Here is a 19,186-nt window from a genome sequence, read left to right on the forward strand (position 1 = left end):
TCGTTTCTAACCCGGACTTTAAACATTATTTGAAAATTCTATTGACCGAGCGCCCCCAAATAGGCTTGGTGTCAGGCGACTTTTGCTTACGAGAAGGCAGAAGTTATTCACACAGCGGCACTCGCCGGAATGACGGGGGTGCAGGGGACGTTTTTCGAGATGAATCGAACTGGTCTACTGACACGAAAAAGCGATTCGCGCCGTTCTTCGGTGCTTTATCAGCTTTGGAAAGAAGGACCCATCTCTCGCGGCGCGCTCGCGGATCTGATGGGGCTGAATCTGCCAACGGTTTCCGCCGTCGTGCAGGAACTCATCAAGAGCGGTGAACTGATCGAGGAGGGCTTTGCCACCTCGACCGGCGGTCGCAAGGCTCAGTTGCTTGATGTGAACCCGAAGCAGGGCGGCGTGGTCGCGATCGAGTTCAGCTCGCGCGGCATCCTCTCGGCTTCGGCGGACATGAAGGGCCGCCTGCACAACCACGTGATCCGGCCGTTCAATCCTTCGCTCGGAAAGGAAGGAACGCTGCAGGCCATTATCGAGGCCATCGAGGACCAGAAGCAGTTCTTGAAAGAAGACGAAGGGCTGGAGATGGCCCGCATCGGCGTGGTGCTGTCCGGTTTGCTGGACGAGCAGAACGGCACTTCGATTTCCTTCCCGCGCTTCGAGGAGTGGCAGAACGTCAACGTCGTCGAGATCCTCGAGAAGAAATTCAAGGTACCCGTCGATTTGGCGAGCCACGTGATCGGGACGACGCTGGCGGAGAGCATCTTCGGGCGATTCAGGGAGATGCGGAATTTCCTGTACGTGCATCTGGGCCCCGGACTGGCCGTCGGCATGGTCATCGATGGGCTGGTCTATCGCGGCACCAAGGCGACCGTCGGCGAGTTCGGCCACATCACGATCGATGACAACGGGCCCATCTGCTACTGCGGCAACTACGGCTGCCTGGAGACGCTCGCGAGCGACTGGGCGCTGGTGCAGCAGGCCGAGCAGGCCATCAAGGAAGGCGTGCAGTCCCACATCCCCGAGCACGTCGACGACTCCGGCGAGATCACGCCGTCGGCCGTCTTCCATGCCGCGGAGATGGGCGATCGCCTGGCCGGTAACATCATCGATAAGTCCGGCCACTACCTGGGCACGGCGCTGGCCGGCCTGGTGAATCTGCTGGCGCCGGAAGCGATCGTGTTCGGCGGTTCAATGGCCGAAGACGGCGAGCGTCTGATCAAGGCGATCCTGCACACCGTGAAGCGTCGCGCGCTGGAGCCCATGGAGCACGACATCCGCGTCGACCTCGGCACATTCGGGCTGCAGGCGGGCGTCGTCGGCGCGGTGGCCATTGCTCTGCATACGCACTACAGCTCCTACGACGACTGATTGCGCGCAACATAGCCGGAATAACAACACCCCCTTCGCGACCGTGCGAAGGGGGTGTTTGATTTGAGCGAATTCAGAAGCGATCAGTCGAGTTCGCGCCAGCCGGTGACTTCCTCGCGCCATTGCTCAGGCTGCAGGCGGATGGGCAGGTAGATCTCGAAGAGCTCCAGCAGCAGAACATTCAAGTGCTGCAACGCCTGGATGCGCTGGTGCATGTACTCGTCCAGGTCGGGCAGCTTCGGAACGGGCACCTTGACAGATTTCAGGTCGAACGATTCCGCGTCCAGCGTAAACGTCCACGTGGCGTCCTGGGCGGTGAAGCTGAGCTTTGCGCGGTAGAGGCGTTTGCCTTCGCGCAGGGCGGCGCGGACTTCGGGGGCGGCGGCGGCTTCATCGCCGGCCAGCGTAATCTTCGTGGCTTCGCCCATGGAGGAGCCGAGAACCAGCGGTCCCTGGATGTCGATCGACAGGCCCGGTTCGCTGGGAGGGGCGGGGACGTTGTCATTGATAATGCGCACGGCCAGCCAGGTCAGGAAGTCCGGACCGAGCAGCGCATAGCGCTCCATCACTTCGAGTGCAGCGGGTTCAGCCATGGTCCGTTATCCTTCCGCCAGGGCGGCGTTGGCGCGGTCGAAGTTCTCTTCCAGGCCTTGCGCAGCCATGTAGTCGAAGCCCATCAGCGCGGGGAATTGCGGCGAAAGGCGCACGTCGAAGGTGCTGGTGAAAAGGTCGGTGATGCGCTCGCACAGTGCGTTGCCGGTCGCGGCCAGGAAGACTTCGCCCGTGTTCATGTCCCACACCAGCTCGGTGAACGCGACGGTGGGGGAGGTCTCCTTCAGCATCTGGATCGTCAGCTCTTCCTCGATGGCGAGGCGGTGCTGGCGGGTGATGCGCGAAAGGCTGCGCTCCTCGCGAATCTGCTCCATGCGCTGATCGCGGCGGGCGCGGAAAAGGACCTTGCTGAAAGACTTGCGGTCGCGCCGCACGGCCAGAAAGACAAGATGCCCGTCCACCAGGTCCTCCCAGGTGAAGCGCTCCTCGAGCGGCGCCCGCGGGTTGACCCAGCCGAAGGACTCCTTCTCGCCGCGGTCGGCATTGATGGGCTTGTAGGCATATCGCCGAATCGCCATCGTGGCCGTTCGAGCGAACGTCTCGGGCAGTTCCTTCTGCAGAACATATCGGCGAGCGGAAATGGATCCGGTACGCAAGGGCATGAGTCGAACCTGGTTCTGGGAGTCGGCGGCTACCGCCGCCAGGGGGGCTGCTTATGCCGGGCCGGGTGGGGGCTGGTCAAGGGATTGGTGGGGATTGGATCGACTCGGTGAATCCGTCGCGTTCGGCACGGCCTATTCCACGTCCAGCGTGGGCTCCGGGGCGTACTCCGGCAGGAAGCCGCCGGTGGCCTGGCGGAGGAATTCGTCGCGGTTGGCTTCGATTTCCGCTAGCCGGCTGTGCCGCTCCCACTCCGGGAAGGAGCGGGCGACCTTGGTGTACAGGCGGCGGGATTGGACGGCCACGGGGTGTTCGCTCGGGTGGGCCTCGTCGGACAGCCAGGAGAGCAGCGACACGGCCCAGTCGGGCTTGTGGGCCAGTTCGAAGCACACCACCGCCAGGTTGAACACGGCGGCCAGGAATTGCGGGTAGCTGGGCTCCTCGTCGGCTGTCGATTGGACCAGTGCGCGGGAATATGTCAGGGCGCGAGACTGCTCGCGGCGGACCATCACGGCGATCTCGATAAACTTCGTGAAGGTGAAATTCCGCAACGGCACGGACAGGTCGTTGTCCATGGCGATTTCAATCGCGCGATCGATATGGTTGACGGCATCGGAGGTGCGGCGGCAGACCGCATTCATGGTCGCGAGGCTCGCCTCGCAGATCATGAGTGGCGTCTTGTCGTCCAGCTCCTCGGCCAGCACCATGGCGGCATGCATCTTCGGCAGGGCAGGTGTGATATCCGGGGGATGACTACGATGGCGGAAGAGCTTGTCCGCTTCGCGGATGAGCTCACTGATGCGGCGGCGTTTGTTCTGATCGTCGCGCGGCATGACCTTCGTGCTCCCCAGATTTCCTGACCCGGCGCCCGTGCCGCTTGGGCGAGATTTTGCTGGCCCGGCAGTGGACCGATCAGGCTAGTGTGGTCCCTACACTCTGTATACTTCATGCGCGAGGAAGGCCTTTCATGTCAAACCCTATACGGACACGGTGCTTAGTCACCGGAGGCGCCGGATTCATCGGCAGCCACCTGGTGGAACGTCTCGTGGCGGACGGACACTCCGTCGCCGTGCTGGACAGCTTCGTGACCGGAAAGCACGAAAATCTGGCGAACGTGCGCGATCGCATCGATCTGTTCGAAGGTCCGACGAACGATCCCGAGATTTGCCGCCGCGCTGTCGAAGGTGCCGAGCTCGTTTTTCATGAGGCCGCCATTCCGTCCGTTCCGCGTTCCGTGCGCGAGCCGATCGCCTGTCACGAAGCCAACGTGACGGGAACGGTCGTGTTGCTGGATGCCTGCCGCGAGGCTGGCGTTCGGCGCCTCGTGTATGCCGGCAGCTCGTCTGCCTATGGCGACCTGGCGGTGGAGAGCAAGAGTGAGGATCTGAAGCCCGAGCCGCTCTCGCCATACGCCGCAGCCAAGCTGGCCGGCGAGCACTACCTGCGCGCTTACCATGAAGTGCACGGACTCGAGACCGTGGTGCTGCGGTACTTCAACGTATTTGGCCCGCGCCAGGATCCGACGTCGGAGTACAGCGCCGTGATTCCGAAGTTCATCACCGCGATGCTGGAGGGCAAGCGCCCCACGATTTACGGCGACGGAACGCAGTCGCGCGATTTCACGTACATCGATAATGTCGTACACGCGAACTTGTTGGCGGCGACTTCCGAGACTGGAGTCGGCGGTGTGTTCAACGCGGCCTGCGGCGGCGCATACACCCTGCTCGATTTGATGACGCTGCTGAAGGAGCTGTTGGACTCGCCGATCGAGCCGATGTTCGAGCCGGCGCGCGCCGGCGATGTGAAGCACTCGCTCGCCGACATCTCCGCGGCTCGCAAGGCGCTGGGTTACGACGTGATCGTCGACTTCAAGGAAGGACTGCGCCGCACGGCGGAGTACTACCGCGGGCTGCAGTAGACGAGGGAAGTGAACCCGACAGTCTACAGAACCAAGAACACCGCGGCGGGCGAGTACTTGCTCCGGTTGCTCGAGCGCGATCGATACATGATTGCGGCCGGGACGGTCTTTCATATGCAAGCCGGGATGTGGGCAAATTCCGTCGCTCAGTTTGAGAAGAGTCTCGCGGAGGATGGGCGTTCGATTGCGCTGCAACAGCAGGACCTGGCGCGCGAGTGGATTACCGTGCATGGTCCCGGTCGAACGCGTGACCAGGCCCGAAAGAATCTCGCGTTCGCAACGATGTACAACGAAGCGCGCTGCCAGGTTGTCGAGTCCCTCAGCGTTGACGGCGACTTTCGTTTCCCCGTGACCTTTCGCTTGGTGGAGAACTCTTACCTGTGCGAGGACGACGAGGATCGCGAGCGGTTTGGCGAATGGGCCGATCAACCCTACTTCACCTTGGATGTTTACGCGAGGTTCTACGATGCGAAGGCTGCGGGTGCGGGCGAGGTGGAGGAATTCCTTCGCCTCTCCGAACTGACGCCCGAACTGGCATTGTTTGAGAACGAGGCGGGCGGCGATCCAGCCTTCCATCTGGTCACGCTCGACGAGGCCTTCGACAAGTACATCGGCCCGACGCTGCACGTGCCGAGTTTCGAGGAACTCGACCGTCGGTGAGTTGCCGGCAAAGCCTAGCGTTCCCCGGGCGCGCCGGCATCCTGCCGGAGAAATCCCCATCGAATCACAGTTTCTTCGTGCATTGCGCGGTGCGCGTGTATTATCAATGGTTGTGGAACTCGCGAGGAGGGGTCCGCATGCCACGACCGCGCCGCCGTTGGATTGTGTGGGGCTTTGCCGGCCTGCTGGTGTTTGCTGGCATGCTGGCGGGCTTGTACTTCGCGATTGCCTCTCAGGCCCAGCGTGCCAGGCGCGCAAAACTCTCGGACGCCGAGTTCGCTGCCTATCGGGTATGGCGCAACGAAGTCGTCGAAGTCAGCGGAGACGATCTGATTCCTCCGCCACTCTCCGATGAGACTGTGCAGCGTCTCCTGGATTTCGCCGAGGTTATTGTTCGAGATAATCGGGATCTCGATCGCTGGGGATATCTGGACCTTCTAAGTCAGGCACGGCGGGGGACTCCTAACGAGAGAATCGATGAAGAGTCTCTGGCGTTCTTCGATGATATGTTGGATGCCCTTCGGGCTCTTGTTCAACGACCTGATTATGAAATTCGTCTTCACCGTCTAAGCGTAGAAGGAGTGAGCATTATCAAGGACACAGCACGGAATTTCATTCCCACGTGCCAATGGGCGAGAGCGGCCCACGAAATTCGTCAACATAACGGCCGGGCGGCACTCGATGAGATCGAAGTGCTTCTGCAGTTCGCGAAGGCCCATCCGTACAGCAGCATTCAGGAGAAGCGCCATGCAGCGCAGGCGGTGGAAGCGGCGCTGGATGCGATTGAAGAACTCGAAGCAGCCAACGATCAGCCGGAGATCGCCGAAGCGATCCGAGAGCTGCTACGCCGCCACGCCGAAGATGTTCGGAACCTCCATCTGGGCGTGACTCAAAGTGCGAAGGTCGAGGACGACATCGGGATCGTGCGCAGCGCCGCCGGCCGCGGATTCTCGATTCCAAGTTCCCACGCGGCGACGGGACCGCAGTGGCAGAAACTGGCCGAGGAGGCGTTCTTCTGGCATGGGGAATGGGAAGAGGAAAGACCGGATGCCAATGACTTCTTCTGGGAGGCCCGATCTCTGTACGAGCCCCACGTCTCAGGAGCTTTCCGGAACGGCACTTATGTTCTCGGCAAAGAGGGATGGGAAGTAGATTCCATTCTCGAGCGATACGAGCGAATGATGAACTCGCCCGTTCCGGCGAGTGGGAGTTGAGAGGACGCCGCATGCCACGACCGCGCCGCCGTTGGATTGTGTGGGGCCTTGCCGGCCTGCTGGCGTTTGTTGGCATGATCGTCGTCCTGTACTTCGTCATTGACCACGGCAGCCGGCGCCTCATTGAGCGATCGATTCCTCCCTCCGAGCTGGAAGCGTACAGGAAGTGGTGCAGTGAGCCGATCACCGTGGATCTGGAGGACTTCGCTCCAGTGGAGATTTCCGAGGAGACTCAGAGGTGCTTGTTTCGTCTCTACGGTGCGGCCAGAGACATCGACTGGACTGTCGGGTCTCGCTCTTCCCTTCTCCTGTCGCGTGCCCATGATGACAGGCCGGACTGCCCGATCGATCATGAAGCACAGAACAGTCTGAATGATCTGCGACTGGCCTTCAGAGAACTTGTTGAGCAGGCGGACTTTGACGCTTTCGCTCTGGACGGGATTGATTGGTGGCGAGATGACCTTGATGCGCTCCAAATCAATTGGGCGATTATAGCTCAGTGGAGTGAAGCGGAATACCACATTCGACACGGCAATGAGCGCGCTGCAATGGACGAGATAGAAGTCCTTCTCCAGTTTGCAAGGGCGGATGGTTTGGATCGGGAGAATGTCCTTATCCTCGTAAGTCGTTCCGTGAGCTTGGCTCTCGATGCGCTCGAGGAACTTGAACAGAGAACTGACGATCCACGAATCTCCGATGCCATTCGGGGAATGCTCCAACGGCACGCAGATGATATTCTTGTTCCTCATCAAGAGAGTTCCGTCGATCCCCTGACTATCCAGAGTGTCCGAATGCTGGGATACTATGTTGCAGAGGGCGTGCCTGTAACAATACCAGCGCAAGCGACGGGGGAGGAATGGTCGACGCTGGCGGCGCAGGCCTTTCACGATCATTTGGAGAAACAAAACGGAATAGGTAGAAGATCTTCATTCGTTTGGATGTCATCCGACAGCCGATCAGGACTCGCATTCACTTATGTGCAATGGCACACCTCATTGAAGACTGCCCTCGCTGCAAACGAGTACCATCGCGAACGATATCGGAAGATGATGAACTCCCCCGTTCCGGCGAGTGGAAGTTGAGAGGGGTCCGCATGCCACGACCGCGCCGCCGTTGGATTGTGTGGGGCTTTGTCAGCCTGCTGGTGTTTGCTGGCGCGTTGGTGGGGCTCTATTATGCATTGATCGCCGCTGCAGACTACAAAGCTCGGCACAAGATGACGCCCGTACAGTTGGCGGCTTACGAGAAGTGGTTGAATGAGCCCGTCGAGGTTGATCCAGCGTTCTTCGAATGGCCCGAGTCCTCTGATGAGACTCGTCGGCTTGTCTACGCGCTATACGAGGAGGCGGAGAAGTTGGACAAAGAACAAGCTAGAATATACATGGACGAGATTACTGATCTGCAGCATGCTGATTCGGTTTCAGCGGTTGACCCGGAAATGCTCCGTTTCTTCGAGGACCTCCGACTGGATTTCGAGGCTCTCGTCCGACAACCTGACTACCAGAGCTCTGTTTGGGATCTGGAAATGCCCAATGGGGATTTCGTTTCTCCATATCTCCTCCGGCAGGCCTGCCGAGCCCAATGGGCAAAGGCCACAGATGATCTTGCCAATGCGGACTACGACGAGGCCATCGAGGAAGTGGATATTCTGCTTCTCTCCATCCATACGCAACACATCATGGGATTCGGTCCTCGATTGACCGCCTACTATCAGCTTGGAAGAACACTCGACATTCTTCAGGATCTGATTGAGGCCGCGAATGATCCGCGCATCGAAGCCGAAGTGCAGGTGATGCTTCGCCGTCACTCATCTAGGGTTCATGGAATCAGATTCAATGAAGAATTTGGAATGAGGGTAGAAGGCAGCATCTGTGACGTGCGTTGGGGGTTGCACCATGGCTACAGTGTCACAGTGCCGCAGAGCGCAACGGGGTGGGAGTGGAAACAACTCGAGATGAGAATCTGGAGCGAAGCGCTCAAAGGCTGCAAAGACCCGTTCGATCCGAGATCAAACTTGGAGTTCGATGAGTTCTTTACGACACCTCCGGATATCAAGGGGCTGGCTCATCCGGCTTCGAACTTCTTATACTGGGATTCACTCAATGAAGGAACCAAGGCCGCCTTCGAGAGAAGGCTCGCGCGATATGATGCAATGATGAATGGCCTGAGCAAGTCGGCAGGGGAGGGCGGGAGTTGACAGGGCGCTGTTTGTTTCGAAACTGTTTGCGCCCCCCGATGGTTGGGTCTGGATGATTGGCGTCCATTTCGTGCTGCATGCGGCAATGGTACTTCTATGGCTTCCGCCAACTTCGCGCCCTGTTGCACACCTTCAGCGTGCAACTTATCCGGGCCCTGAGACCCAGGGCGGCGTCTCCTCCTTCGCCGACTTCCGCCTTTGCTGAAGCGACGGCGGACACGCCGGCGGAGGAGTCGCTTGCCCTGGGCTGTCGAATGTTGAATCCCGTTGGGATTCGCTTGGCTTCTTGTGGCCTGACTATCTGCGGAGCCCGAAGGGCTCGAACATCCGATATCCTGGGGCAGAGCGCGCAGCGCGGCGCCCCAGGTTGCTTGTGCCTGAATCCCAAAGGGATTCAACACTCCCGTCCAAGCGCTCCACAATCGGCCAATTGGAAGCCGGCGATCCAGGGGTTACTTGCGGAAGCGCACGATGCGCGTTTCGATAGACGATTCGATCGTCTGGAATTCATCGAGCATCAGTGCGAGAGCTTCCTCTGTGTTGTACGATCCGGAGCCCGCGCCAATGATTGGAAAGGCGATCGAGCGAAAGCCGCGCTCCTCTGCGGCGCGCATGGCGTTGCGCACGGAACCGCGGATTGAGCGTTCCGATGCGAACCAGACGGCGTTGATGCCTGCCACGTGAATGATGGCGCGGTGGGGGAGTCGTCCCGCGCCGGTGACGACCGCGCCGCCGAGTGGGATCGGGCCGTGGCGCGCGACTTCGCGGAAGGGAGCGTACCCGGCGCGCCGTTTGATCGCGCCGGAAACACCCTGGGGCAGCAGCAACCACCACGGGATGATGTTGCGGTTCCACGCATTGACGATTGCCTCGACGTCCTGGTCGAGCAAATCGCCATCGATGATGTCGGGAATCATGCAAGCCTCCCGTTACGCGGAGGCCTTCTTCTCTTCGGCGGTGAAGATCGGCTCGTCTTCGCCGCGGATCACTTCGGGCGTGATGCGGCAATGGGTGAACTGCTCGGACTTCGCGGGCAGATGGAACATGATATCGAGCATGACGCCTTCGAGGATTGCGCGCAGGCCGCGTGCGCCGGTGCCCATGTCGATGGCCAGGCGCGCGACTTCGTTCAGCGCGTCTTCGTCGAAGTCGAGCTTGATGCCGTCCATCTCGAACAGCTTCTCGTACTGGCGCGTCAGCGCGTTGCGCGGCTCGGTCAGGATCTGAACCAGTTCCTTCTCGCCCAGGTTGTCGAGCGTTGTGACGACCGGGAAGCGGCCGATGAATTCGGGAATCAGCCCGAACTTCAGCAAGTCTTCGTATGCAACGTTGCGCAGCACTTCGCCTTCGTTCACTTCGCGGCGCGACTTGACTTCCGCGCCGTAGCCCATGGTGCGCTGCTCGGTGCGGCGGCGGATGATGTCGACCAGTCCGCTGAACGCGCCGCCCGCGATGAACAGGATGTTCGTCGTGTCCATGCGGATGTATTCCTGGTGCGGGTGCTTGCGGCCGCCGGTCGGCGGGATGTTCGCAATGGTGCCTTCCAGGATTTTCAGCAGCGCCTGCTGCACGCCTTCGCCGCTGACGTCGCGCGTGATGGAGACGTTTTCGGTGGTGCGGTGAATCTTGTCGATTTCGTCGATGTAGATGATGCCGCGCTGGGCGCGTTCGACGTCGCCGTCGGCGTTCTGCAGCAGACGAAGGAGGATGTTCTCCACGTCCTCGCCGACATAGCCGGCCTGCGTCAGCGTCGTCGCGTCGGCGATCGCGAACGGCACGTCGAGGACTTTGGCGAGCGTCTGGGCCAGCAGCGTTTTGCCGCACCCGGTCGGCCCGGCCATGATGATGTTCGACTTCTGAATCTCGATCGTGTCGTCCTGCTGGTTGGACAGGATGCGCTTGTAGTGATTGTAGACCGCGACGGAGAGCACACGCTTGGTGCGGTCCTGCGAGATGACGTAGCTATCGAGCGCCTCGAAGATCTCCGCGGGCGGCGGCAGTTTCTTCAGCGACTCAACGGTCTGCTCCTCGGTGCGGACGACTTGCTCGCGGGCAAGTCGATCGCTGCAAGTGCCGACGCATTCGTCGCAAATATAGACGCTTCCCACGCCTTCGCGGGTCAGGCCCTTGAAGAGAGTGCGGACCTGGTGCTGGTCGCGACCGCAGAATGAACAACGCAAACGCATGTACTACTCCCGAATTCGATAGTGCTCCCGGCCCGCAAAACTGGCGTTCACAGGCTTTCGGGGCGAAAATGCCCCGCCCCCGGTCCGCCATGCAACGAGAATCGGGCCAAGAGGGCTCCGTCGGCAACCCTGCGTTCGCCCCGCGGGCACAGAAACAGATTGAACGGTTGTCGGTGATCGGGGTAAGGAGAGGGCATCAAAGCGCTCAGCGCGGGGAGGAGGATTCCGACGTGAGCACGCTGTATCCGTTCAACTTCCGTCGGGACGATGACCTGCCTTCCCAGGCCAGCCAGCCGTCAGAGCCCGTCCGCTACTCCGAGATCGAACCGATGTCGGAGGATTCCGCGCAGAGGCGCCAAGACGCAGAGGAGGGGGGCGAATGGCCGGTTTGGAAGAAGCACGTGATCCGGGGAGCCTTGGCGCTGTTGGGCGTGGGGGTTGTTGTGGCGCTGATTATCCCGGCTTTTCTGAAGCCGCGGTCGATGTCTGTGAGAGACTCTTGCCAGGAGAATGTCGGCTGGATCCATTCGGCTGTTCAGCAATACATGAAGGATCATGATCTCAAAGATTGGTCCGAGGCGGTTCGGATTCTGGGGACTGATCGTGAGGACTGGGAGAAGCACTTGGTGGGGGTCGATTCGTATATACGCTATCCCCGCAAATGCCCCTGCGGTGGCGAGTACACCCTGAATCCGGAGCCCACATGGCCGCCCGTGTTTTGCAGCTACCACACGGGCGAAAAGGCGTATTCTCCTCCGAGTGACTGGGGCGGGTCTTGACAGAAGAACCCTCTGCGTCTTTGCGCCTCTGCGCGTTCGATTACGATTACGCCCACGAGCACGAAGGGCGGAACTCGCGGCCGAGTACGAGTTCGAGTACGTGGACGAGTACGAGCAGGAGTCATGTGAAAATCTTCACGGACTAGGTGGTTTCTCCGGGCGGGATTGGGCGTGTACGAATCCTGCTTTGTGGGGCGGCACGGAGATTCTCATGGTTGTCTCGTACGCCCCGGACCTGATGGTTCGCTCGAAACTCGACCTGTCCTCTCGCCATTACGGCGTGCCGGTCCAGCATGTGGTGACCGCGTCGGAGTTCCGACATGCGGTGGAAAAGGGCCAGCCCGTGCTGGTTCTGCTGGACCTGGACTATCCCGGTGTGGATATGTTGGAGCTTGTGCGCGAGGCACGTCGGCTGTCGCGGGCGCGGATCGTGGGGTTCTGCTCGCACGCGATGACGGATCTGATCCGGGCCGCCCGCCAGGCGGGGGCCGACACGGTTCTGCCCAACAGCACCTTCGTGGCCGGGATTCCGGGGCTGCTGGCTCCGCTTTCCGATTCGGCCCGCGAGGATGTGCGTCGGCAGCCGGAAACTTGACGCCTCGCCACTGGGATTGGCGCGGTGAACGAGTCCTACCGCAGACGATTGCAGGGCCAGCCGGAGCCCGTCGATACGGGCGCCGATACGCTATTTGATGAGGACGACAACAGGATGGGTAATCCCCACAGCCCCCGCCAGATGAAAGCCGCCGAAGTGCAGCAACTGCTCCAGTCCGAAGAGCCGCCGGTTCTGCTGGACGTGCGCGAGAAGCCGGAACTGATGATGTCCGGCTGGATCCCCGGATCGGTTCACATCCCGATGAGCCAGATCGTCGGCCGCGTCAGCGAGCTCGACCCGAAGCGCTTCACGGTGGTCTACTGCGCCAGCGGAATGCGCAGCTTCGATGTCGGGTTCTTACTGATTCAAAATGGTTTCGGCGGCGTCGCGAACCTGGTCGGCGGCATCCACGGCTGGCCCGGCCAAATCGAACGGGCTTGATGGCGGTGGGGGATTGGCATGGGACGGATAGGACGTATCTGACCCATGGGACAGGTCATTGATTTCTAGCAACCAGTCACTAGCCACAAGCTACTAACAACTCGCCACTCGCCACTGCTTTTCTCTCACTCCCACTCGATCGTGCTGGGCGGCTTGCTGGAGATATCGTACACGACGCGGTTGATACCGGCGATTTCGTTGATGATGCGATTCGCCATCTTTGCCAATGTATCGTAGGGCAGGCGCGCCCAGTCGGCCGTCATGCCGTCGGTCGAAGTGACGGCGCGGATGGCGATGACTTGTCCGTAGGTTCGTTCGTCGCCCATCACTCCCGTCGAGCGCACGGGCAGTAGCACGGCGAAGGCCTGCCACGATTGATCGTAGTAGAGATCGTCGCTGTGCAATTCCTCCACGACGATGCGATCGGCGCGCCGCACGAGGTCGAGGCGTTCCTCGGTGATGTCGCCGAGAATACGCACCGCCAGTCCCGGCCCGGGGAACGGATGGCGCCAAAGCTGATCGCGCGGAATGCCGAGCTGCGCACCGACTTCGCGGACCTCGTCTTTGAAGAGTTCGCGCAACGGTTCGATGATGCGGTTTTCTTTCATCAGGCCGAGGACTTCCGCCACGCGATTGTGATGCGTCTTGATCGTCGCGCTCGGGCCGTGTGTAGAAATGCTCTCGATAACATCGGGGTAAAGCGTGCCTTGCGCGAGTAGATCGGAATCGCCGATGTGCTCGCGAAGGACTTCGATGAAGACGCGGCCGATAATGCGGCGCTTTCCTTCCGGATCGCTTTCGCCGGCGAGGGCGTCGAGAAAACGCCCAGCTTCATCGAGTCTCTCAACGGGCACACCGAGTTTCGCGAAGTTCTCCATCACCTGCTCCGACTCGTTCATGCGCAGCAAGCCGTTGTCGATGAAGAGACAGCGCAGGCGATCGCCGAGCGCGCGATGCAACAGCACCGCCATAACGGTGGAATCGACTCCACCGGAGACGGCTGCCACCACATTGCGATCGCCCGTATCCGTGCGCAGCGACGCAATGTGGTCTTCGATCCAATCGCCCATTTGCCAATCGCGCGTTGCGTTGCAGATTTCGATCGCGAAGTTCTCCAGCATCTTCTCGCCGGCATCGGTGTGATGAACTTCGGGATGGAACTGCACGCCCCACCACGGGTTGTCGGCGTGACGCGTCGCGGCGAACTTGCAGTTGGCGCTGGACGCGAGCGGCTTCCAATCGCCGGGCAGATCGACAACCGAATCGCGATGGCTCATCCACACAACGGTTTCGCGAGAAACATCGTGGAATAGCGGATCCTCGCCAAGTACCTTCAGCGCCGTGCGTCCGTACTCGCCTGCTTCGCCGGGTTGAACCTGGCCGGCGGCGGCTTGCGCGAGTGCCTGCATTCCGTAACAGATGCCCAGCACAGGGACGCCGAGTTCAAGCAAATCGCGGTTGAGTTTCGGTGCGTCCTCGACATGCACACTGGCGGGGCCGCCGGAAAGAATCAGACCGGCGGGCTTGAGGGCGACGACTTCTTCGGCGGAGGCGTTGCAGTTGACGATTTGTGCGGCGACGTTGAGGGAGCGGACTTTGCGGGCGATCAATTGGTTGTACTGCGAACCGAAATCGACAATGACGATCACGACGTAACCCTCGCGGATGAAGATTCGCTCGAACGCGGAAACGCGAAAACCCCTACGACGATTCCGCGAGGGAAAAAAGCGTTAAGACAGATTGAGAAGAATTGATTGCGGAGAAGCGGAAATGAACGTGATCAAGGCCGGACCCATCAGGCCAACCCTGACTCACTAGTCGTGTGCCGCTCCACACTGCAAGCGAAACGTTAGAAAATTATTCGTACTTGACAAGGCGCCCCGTCACGCGCTTCACGTCGCGCAAATTCACGCGCCGGAAACTGCGACTGCCATGCCGATGCAATATCGATCCCGAACGAAGGCCGGACCGAAAAAGTTGCCCTGCCCGCCTGTCATTGGGCGCGTGGGGGCGGTGTCCCCCGCGTTGTTTTCCGATTCGTTCGGCGCATTCGAGGCTCCCGTGTGGAGCCTCTTTCTTTGCCCTTTGATGACAGAACGGAGGACCCGATGACGACCACCACGGAACGTCGGCAAGTGCATTCCGCCGAAGAAATCGATGCGGCGATGACACGATTCGCCTCGGAGATTCGCGAGCGTTTCCTCGGCGATGGACCCGCGGCGATCGTTGGCATTCGCACGCGCGGGCTTGTGCTGGCGCGGCGGCTGCACGCGGCGCTCGAGCAGCAGACCGGCGCCGAGATTCCCTTCGGCACGCTCGACATTACGCTGTACCGCGACGATCTTTCAACGCTCGGCGCGCAACCGATCGTTGGGCGAACGGACCTGGCCTTTCCGGTCGACGAGATGACGATCGTTCTTGTCGATGATGTGATCTACAGCGGCCGCACAACGCGCGCGGCGATTGACGCCTTACTTGCCTACGGGCGGCCATCGGCGATTCGGTTAGTCGTTCTGGCCGATCGTGGCCACCGCGAATATCCGATTCAGCCGGATGTTGTCGGCTTTGAAATTCCTACGACACGAGAGCAAATCGTTCGCGTCAATGTGCGCGAACTCGACGGCGCCGATGGCGTCGATCTGGTCAGTTGATCATGAAGGAGCGCACCATGCCCGGTTCTCCCTCGTCCCCGCCCCTCGCGCCTGCGCCGGCCGAAACCGACGCGCCGCTCGCCGAATTCCGCCGATCCCACCTGCTTGGGCTGGAAGGCCTGAGTGCCGCGGAAATTCAACGTATTCTGCACGACGCCGCCGGTTTTAAGGATGTCTTCACGCGAACGGTCAAGAAACTGCCGACTCTGCAAGGCAAGACCGTCGTGAACTTGTTCTTCGAGAATTCCACGCGTACGCGAACCAGTTTCGAGGTCGCGGCGAAACGGCTCAGCGCCGACCTGATCAACTTCTCCGTTTCGACCAGCAGCGTCGCCAAGGGCGAGAGTCTTCTGGATACGGCAAAAACGATCAAGGCGCTGGGCGCGGACTTGATCGTCATGCGGCACAAGAGCAGCGGCGCGCCGCATTTTCTCGCGCGGCGATTACCCGGCGTGTCGATCATCAACGCCGGCGATGGTTGTCACGAGCACCCCACGCAGGGCTTGCTCGACATGTTCACGATTCTCGAGAAGAAGGAACGTATCGAGGGCCTGACCGTTGCGATCGTCGGTGATATTCTGCATTCACGGGTGGCGCGCTCAAACGTGTGGGGACTGACGAAGCTTGGGGCCCGTGTGCGCCTGGTGGGGCCGCGGACGCTGATCCCGAGGGACTTCAACATCCCCGGGGTGGAATTGCACTACGACCTGCGCGAAGGGCTCGACGGCGCGGACGTGATCAATGTCCTGCGCATCCAGCGTGAGCGCATGGAGGCGAATCTCTTCCCATCCATCCGCGAGTACCAACTGATGTATGGGATCACGGAGGAGCGGCTCGCGTGGGCGAAGCCGGACGCGATCCTGATGCACCCGGGGCCGGTCAATAGAGGCATCGAAGTCGATCAGTCGGTGGCAGATGGGCCGCGGTCGACGATTGACGAACAAGTCACCAACGGCGTCGCCATTCGTATGGCGGTGCTCTACCTCTTGTCGGGATCGCTCGCATCCCAAAGGAGTCTGGACCGATGAGTCGATTGTTGATTCGTGGCGGTCGAGTGATCGACCCGGCGGAAAAGAGGGACGGAGTTTTTGATGTCCTCGTTGTGGATGGCGAGATTGCCGAAATCGGCACTGATATCAGTGCGTCTGTCGATGAAACGATCGAAGCGTCGGGAAAGGTCGTTTGCCCCGGGCTGATCGACATTCACGTGCATCTGCGCGAGCCCGGCCGAGAGGACAAGGAGACGATTGCCTCGGGAACGCGGGCTGCGGCGAGTGGCGGCTACACGACGATTTGCCCAATGCCCAACACAAACCCCGTGATCGATTCGTCGACCGGAGTGAACTACGTGCGCGCGGTAGCAGCGCGCGACGGCGTCGTTCGGGTTCTGCCAATCGCGGCTGTCACGCGTGGGCAGGAAGGCAAAGACATCACCGAGTTCGGTGATCTGGAGGCGCACGGCGCCATTGCCTTTAGTGACGATGGATATCCGGTGCACAATCCGGAAATCATGCGCCGTGCGCTCGAGTACACCGCAATGCTCGGGCGTCCGATCATGGATCACGCGGAGCTGCCGGAGCTGGTCGGCGACGGCGTGATGCACCAGGGCGAGATGGCATCGCGCCTTGGGCTGCGAGGTATTCCCGCCGCGGCAGAGACCGCGTGCGTGGCGCGCGACATTGAGTTGGCCGCGGAAACCGGCGGGCACATTCACATCTGCCATGTTTCGACGGCGCGTGCGTGCGAGTTGATCGCCGAGGGCAAACGCCGCGGCGTTCGCGTGACGGCTGAGGCAACTCCGCACCACCTGGTTTTGACGGATGAAGCGATCGGCGAGTTCGACACAATGGCGCGCGTAGCGCCGCCGTTGCGCAGCGCCGACGATCGCGCCGCCATTCGCCAGGCCTTACGTGATGGGATCATCGACTGCATTGCAACCGACCATGCACCCCACACAGACATCGAGAAGGATGCGCCATTCGATCAGGCAACTCCGGGCATGATCGCATTGGATTTCGCGTTCGTGTTGCTCTTTACCGAGTTGGTGAAGAAGGGCGAAGTGAACCTGGAAGATTTGATCGAGCGCATGACGATCGGGCCGGCCAAGGTGCTGGGCCTCAAGGCCGGAACGCTGGCGGTGGGTTCGGCCGCAGACATCGCGATCTTCGATCCCGAAGGAACAACGACGGTAACGCGCGAGCGTGTCTTCTCGAAATCGTTCAACACACCATTCCAAAACCACACGTTCAGCGGCGCGATCACCCACACGATCGTCGGTGGAGACATCGTGTTTGCGGACGGACGGATTTTTGAGAAGATGGGAGTGGCGACGAGGTGACGATTCCGACTGTCGCACAAGGCCTTCGTGAGGTTGCCCCCGGCGTGATGGAGTACACGCATCCTGCGCCGCAGATGGCTCGTGCTGCTCATCCGGGGCAGTTTTTCCTGGCGCGCCATACGCTGCAGGGCACCGATCCGTTTCTTCCCATTCCGATGGCAGCTTTGCCGACGCAAGATGGCGATGGGTTGCGATTGATTTGGGAGCGCGATGGGGCGCGAACGAAGCCGCTCGAGACCCAGGCTCAACTTGGCCACGTCGAAGTCGCCGGTCCGTTTGGGAATGGGTTTAAGGTTCATGAAGGAAGGCAGGCGCAGTTCGTTTATGAGGGAATCGGCGCGGTGACGCTGGCATCGTTGAAGAATCTAATCAATGCGCCCACCACACTTTCGGAGTTCGGAGATACCGCGGACTTCTGGAAAGAGGTGCTTTTCGACGATGTTCCAGTCGGAGAAGCGACCTCGAATGCTGCGATCTATGCCGCCGGAACGCACAAACTGCTCAAGCATCTGCTGGCGACGGTTCCCGCGGGAACGCCGATGCAATTTGCTTTCACAAACGCGCCGATGGCCTGCGGCGTCGGGACTTGCATCGCGTGCGCGGTGACGACGAACGCCGGGCGATACGCCCGAGTCTGTACGGAAGGACCTGTGTTCGATGTCAATCTCTTCCGCTGAAACAGTCCCATCGCTTGCGGTGGATCTTACGTCGATGAAGCTTGCAACGCCCGCCGTGCTTGCATCCGGCACGTGGGGCTACGGACCCGAGGGATCAGAGTTCGTCGACTACGCGCGCATCGGTGCCATCGCCGTCAAGGGCGTGACGCGGCAGCCGCGCGCCGGCAATCCGCCGCCGCGTCTGCGCAACATCCCATCGGGTGTGTTGAACTCGGTTGGGCTAGAGAACGTTGGAGTAGATGCGCTTCTTGCCGAGAAGTTGCCTGCTATCCGCGATATCGAGTGCAGCGTGATCGTGAACTTCGCAGGCGGCAATATCGCTGAGTATGGCGAAATTGCCGCGATGCTCGTCGATGGTGCGCGAGTCGATGCGCTGGAGGCGAACGTTTCGTGCCCGAACGTCGAGGCCGGCGGAAAAGCATTCGGTACAAATCCGGCGCAGGTTCGAGAGATTGCACGCGTTGTGAAGGACGCTGCGCCGAAGTTGCCGCTGTTCATGAAGTTGGCGCCCGGCGTGACCGACATCGTCGAGATCGTCGATGCGGCGATGGCAGGCGGCGCGGACGGTGTGACAATTGCGAACTGCTGGCTGGGCCTTTCGCTCGATGTGCGTCGGCGTCGACCAATCTTCCGCAACATCGTTGCCGGAATGAGCGGCCCCGCCGTGAAGCCGTTGACCCTGCGCCTGGTGCATGAAGTGCACAAGGCAATGCCGGGCGTGCCAATCATCGGGCTCGGGGGAGTGAACTGCGGCGAAGATGTCGCAGAGTATTTGCTCGCTGGCGCATCCGCGGTGGGAATCGGCGCTGCATCGTTGGCGCATCCTGGCGCGGCGATGCGGATCGTTGATGAGTTCGAGCAATTCCTGCGCGAGGAGAACATCGAGCGCGCGACCGACCTCGTCGGAGCGCTCGGGGAATGGGAGCCAACTTGCTGACACGCGA

The 19,186-nt window shown here is 60.8% G+C and carries 20 protein-coding genes; 14 read left to right on the forward strand and 6 right to left on the reverse strand.

The features are described from left to right. Positions 1 to 159 precede the first annotated feature (159 nt). Positions 160 to 1,374: an ROK family transcriptional regulator gene (locus tag KQI84_08890; GenBank protein MCB2154990.1), complete on the forward strand. Its 1,215-nt coding sequence runs from the start codon at positions 160 to 162 to the stop codon at positions 1,372 to 1,374. An 83-nt stretch (positions 1,375 to 1,457) separates the two neighbouring features. On the opposite strand, the gene KQI84_08895 is transcribed toward KQI84_08890, so the two are convergent. The 3 genes from KQI84_08895 to KQI84_08905 all read right to left on the reverse strand — a co-directional run bounded on the left by KQI84_08895 (position 1,458) and on the right by KQI84_08905 (position 3,419). Next, positions 1,458 to 1,967 carry a hypothetical protein gene (locus tag KQI84_08895; GenBank protein MCB2154991.1) on the reverse strand — a complete coding sequence of 170 codons (510 nt, stop codon included), beginning with the start codon at positions 1,965 to 1,967 and terminating at the stop codon, positions 1,458 to 1,460. 6 nt (positions 1,968 to 1,973) lie between these two features. Further along, positions 1,974 to 2,588 (reverse strand): recombination-associated protein RdgC, encoded by a 615-nt coding sequence (rdgC, locus tag KQI84_08900; GenBank protein MCB2154992.1) that lies wholly within the window; start codon positions 2,586 to 2,588, stop codon positions 1,974 to 1,976. 132 nt (positions 2,589 to 2,720) lie between these two features. Then, the gene (locus tag KQI84_08905; GenBank protein MCB2154993.1) at positions 2,721 to 3,419 is read right to left on the reverse strand and encodes a hypothetical protein; all 699 of its coding nucleotides are present in this window, start codon (positions 3,417 to 3,419) and stop codon (positions 2,721 to 2,723) included. A gap of 134 nt (positions 3,420 to 3,553) precedes the next feature. Between KQI84_08905 and KQI84_08910 the strand changes: the two genes are divergently transcribed. From KQI84_08910 to KQI84_08930, 5 genes are all read left to right on the forward strand, one after another. After that, positions 3,554 to 4,504, forward strand: coding sequence for an SDR family oxidoreductase (locus tag KQI84_08910; protein MCB2154994.1), 951 nt, complete (start codon positions 3,554 to 3,556; stop codon positions 4,502 to 4,504). 9 nt (positions 4,505 to 4,513) lie between these two features. After that, positions 4,514 to 5,164 (forward strand): hypothetical protein, encoded by a 651-nt coding sequence (locus KQI84_08915; GenBank protein ID MCB2154995.1) that lies wholly within the window; start codon positions 4,514 to 4,516, stop codon positions 5,162 to 5,164. A gap of 137 nt (positions 5,165 to 5,301) precedes the next feature. Further along, positions 5,302 to 6,378, forward strand: a complete 1,077-nt coding sequence (locus tag KQI84_08920) for a hypothetical protein (GenBank protein ID MCB2154996.1) — start codon at positions 5,302 to 5,304, stop codon at positions 6,376 to 6,378. Positions 6,379 to 6,389: 11 nt separating this feature from the next. Then, entirely contained in the window at positions 6,390 to 7,460 is a 1,071-nt protein-coding gene (locus KQI84_08925) for a hypothetical protein (protein ID MCB2154997.1), read from the forward strand. Positions 7,461 to 7,471: 11 nt separating this feature from the next. Beyond that, on the forward strand, positions 7,472 to 8,575 hold the full coding sequence (locus tag KQI84_08930; protein ID MCB2154998.1) for a hypothetical protein: 1,104 nt from the start codon (positions 7,472 to 7,474) through the stop codon (positions 8,573 to 8,575). A gap of 452 nt (positions 8,576 to 9,027) precedes the next feature. Here KQI84_08930 and KQI84_08935 read toward each other — a convergent pair whose 3' ends face one another. Together KQI84_08935 and clpX are read right to left on the reverse strand one after the other, a co-directional pair. After that, positions 9,028 to 9,492, reverse strand: coding sequence for a macro domain-containing protein (locus KQI84_08935; protein MCB2154999.1), 465 nt, complete (start codon positions 9,490 to 9,492; stop codon positions 9,028 to 9,030). Between the two features lie 12 nt (positions 9,493 to 9,504). Continuing rightward, positions 9,505 to 10,761 carry an ATP-dependent Clp protease ATP-binding subunit ClpX gene (gene clpX / locus KQI84_08940; GenBank protein MCB2155000.1) on the reverse strand — a complete coding sequence of 419 codons (1,257 nt, stop codon included), beginning with the start codon at positions 10,759 to 10,761 and terminating at the stop codon, positions 9,505 to 9,507. A gap of 230 nt (positions 10,762 to 10,991) precedes the next feature. On the opposite strand from clpX, the gene KQI84_08945 reads away from it, so the two are divergent. From KQI84_08945 to KQI84_08955, 3 genes are all read left to right on the forward strand, one after another. Then, positions 10,992 to 11,540: a hypothetical protein gene (locus KQI84_08945; protein ID MCB2155001.1), complete on the forward strand. Its 549-nt coding sequence runs from the start codon at positions 10,992 to 10,994 to the stop codon at positions 11,538 to 11,540. Between the two features lie 211 nt (positions 11,541 to 11,751). Beyond that, positions 11,752 to 12,135: a response regulator gene (locus KQI84_08950; protein MCB2155002.1), complete on the forward strand. Its 384-nt coding sequence runs from the start codon at positions 11,752 to 11,754 to the stop codon at positions 12,133 to 12,135. A 141-nt stretch (positions 12,136 to 12,276) separates the two neighbouring features. Next, entirely contained in the window at positions 12,277 to 12,576 is a 300-nt protein-coding gene (locus tag KQI84_08955; GenBank protein MCB2155003.1) for a hypothetical protein, read from the forward strand. A 125-nt stretch (positions 12,577 to 12,701) separates the two neighbouring features. Here KQI84_08955 and guaA read toward each other — a convergent pair whose 3' ends face one another. Continuing rightward, positions 12,702 to 14,243 (reverse strand): glutamine-hydrolyzing GMP synthase, encoded by a 1,542-nt coding sequence (gene guaA, locus KQI84_08960; protein MCB2155004.1) that lies wholly within the window; start codon positions 14,241 to 14,243, stop codon positions 12,702 to 12,704. Between the two features lie 441 nt (positions 14,244 to 14,684). Here guaA and pyrR point away from each other — a divergent pair, with 441 nt between their 5' ends. Genes pyrR through KQI84_08985 form a run of 5 tightly spaced genes read left to right on the forward strand, consistent with a single transcriptional unit; the run spans position 14,685 to position 19,179 of the window. Further along, positions 14,685 to 15,227 (forward strand): bifunctional pyr operon transcriptional regulator/uracil phosphoribosyltransferase PyrR, encoded by a 543-nt coding sequence (gene pyrR, locus KQI84_08965; GenBank protein ID MCB2155005.1) that lies wholly within the window; start codon positions 14,685 to 14,687, stop codon positions 15,225 to 15,227. A 17-nt stretch (positions 15,228 to 15,244) separates the two neighbouring features. Then, entirely contained in the window at positions 15,245 to 16,255 is a 1,011-nt protein-coding gene (locus KQI84_08970; protein ID MCB2155006.1) for an aspartate carbamoyltransferase catalytic subunit, read from the forward strand. Further along, positions 16,252 to 17,565 (forward strand): dihydroorotase, encoded by a 1,314-nt coding sequence (locus KQI84_08975; protein MCB2155007.1) that lies wholly within the window; start codon positions 16,252 to 16,254, stop codon positions 17,563 to 17,565. Before KQI84_08970 ends, KQI84_08975 begins: the two co-directional genes overlap by 4 nt. Next, positions 17,562 to 18,242: a hypothetical protein gene (locus KQI84_08980; GenBank protein ID MCB2155008.1), complete on the forward strand. Its 681-nt coding sequence runs from the start codon at positions 17,562 to 17,564 to the stop codon at positions 18,240 to 18,242. Before KQI84_08975 ends, KQI84_08980 begins: the two co-directional genes overlap by 4 nt. Next, complete coding sequence (locus tag KQI84_08985) at positions 18,223 to 19,179, forward strand: dihydroorotate dehydrogenase (GenBank protein ID MCB2155009.1); 957 nt, start codon at positions 18,223 to 18,225, stop codon at positions 19,177 to 19,179. Before KQI84_08980 ends, KQI84_08985 begins: the two co-directional genes overlap by 20 nt. Positions 19,180 to 19,186 lie beyond the last annotated feature (7 nt).

The sequence above is a fragment of the bacterium genome (assembly GCA_020444065.1).
In the GTDB taxonomy this organism is placed as follows: domain Bacteria; phylum Sumerlaeota; class Sumerlaeia; order SLMS01; family JAHLLQ01; genus JAHLLQ01.

What these genes read in the sequence shown, in the direction of transcription:
- KQI84_08890 (MCB2154990.1), top strand. Translation starts at nt 160, where the DNA reads ATGAATCGAACTGGTCTACTGACACGAAAAAGCGATTCGCGCCGTTCT.
- KQI84_08895 (MCB2154991.1), bottom strand. Translation starts at nt 1,967, where the DNA reads ATGGCTGAACCCGCTGCACTCGAAGTGATGGAGCGCTATGCGCTGCTC.
- rdgC (MCB2154992.1), bottom strand. Translation starts at nt 2,588, where the DNA reads ATGCCCTTGCGTACCGGATCCATTTCCGCTCGCCGATATGTTCTGCAG.
- KQI84_08905 (MCB2154993.1), bottom strand. Translation starts at nt 3,419, where the DNA reads ATGCCGCGCGACGATCAGAACAAACGCCGCCGCATCAGTGAGCTCATC.
- KQI84_08910 (MCB2154994.1), top strand. Translation starts at nt 3,554, where the DNA reads ATGTCAAACCCTATACGGACACGGTGCTTAGTCACCGGAGGCGCCGGA.
- KQI84_08920 (MCB2154996.1), top strand. Translation starts at nt 5,302, where the DNA reads ATGCCACGACCGCGCCGCCGTTGGATTGTGTGGGGCTTTGCCGGCCTG.
- KQI84_08925 (MCB2154997.1), top strand. Translation starts at nt 6,390, where the DNA reads ATGCCACGACCGCGCCGCCGTTGGATTGTGTGGGGCCTTGCCGGCCTG.
- KQI84_08930 (MCB2154998.1), top strand. Translation starts at nt 7,472, where the DNA reads ATGCCACGACCGCGCCGCCGTTGGATTGTGTGGGGCTTTGTCAGCCTG.
- KQI84_08935 (MCB2154999.1), bottom strand. Translation starts at nt 9,492, where the DNA reads ATGATTCCCGACATCATCGATGGCGATTTGCTCGACCAGGACGTCGAG.
- clpX (MCB2155000.1), bottom strand. Translation starts at nt 10,761, where the DNA reads ATGCGTTTGCGTTGTTCATTCTGCGGTCGCGACCAGCACCAGGTCCGC.
- KQI84_08950 (MCB2155002.1), top strand. Translation starts at nt 11,752, where the DNA reads ATGGTTGTCTCGTACGCCCCGGACCTGATGGTTCGCTCGAAACTCGAC.
- KQI84_08955 (MCB2155003.1), top strand. Translation starts at nt 12,277, where the DNA reads ATGAAAGCCGCCGAAGTGCAGCAACTGCTCCAGTCCGAAGAGCCGCCG.
- pyrR (MCB2155005.1), top strand. Translation starts at nt 14,685, where the DNA reads ATGACGACCACCACGGAACGTCGGCAAGTGCATTCCGCCGAAGAAATC.
- KQI84_08970 (MCB2155006.1), top strand. Translation starts at nt 15,245, where the DNA reads ATGCCCGGTTCTCCCTCGTCCCCGCCCCTCGCGCCTGCGCCGGCCGAA.
- KQI84_08975 (MCB2155007.1), top strand. Translation starts at nt 16,252, where the DNA reads ATGAGTCGATTGTTGATTCGTGGCGGTCGAGTGATCGACCCGGCGGAA.
- KQI84_08985 (MCB2155009.1), top strand. Translation starts at nt 18,223, where the DNA reads ATGTCAATCTCTTCCGCTGAAACAGTCCCATCGCTTGCGGTGGATCTT.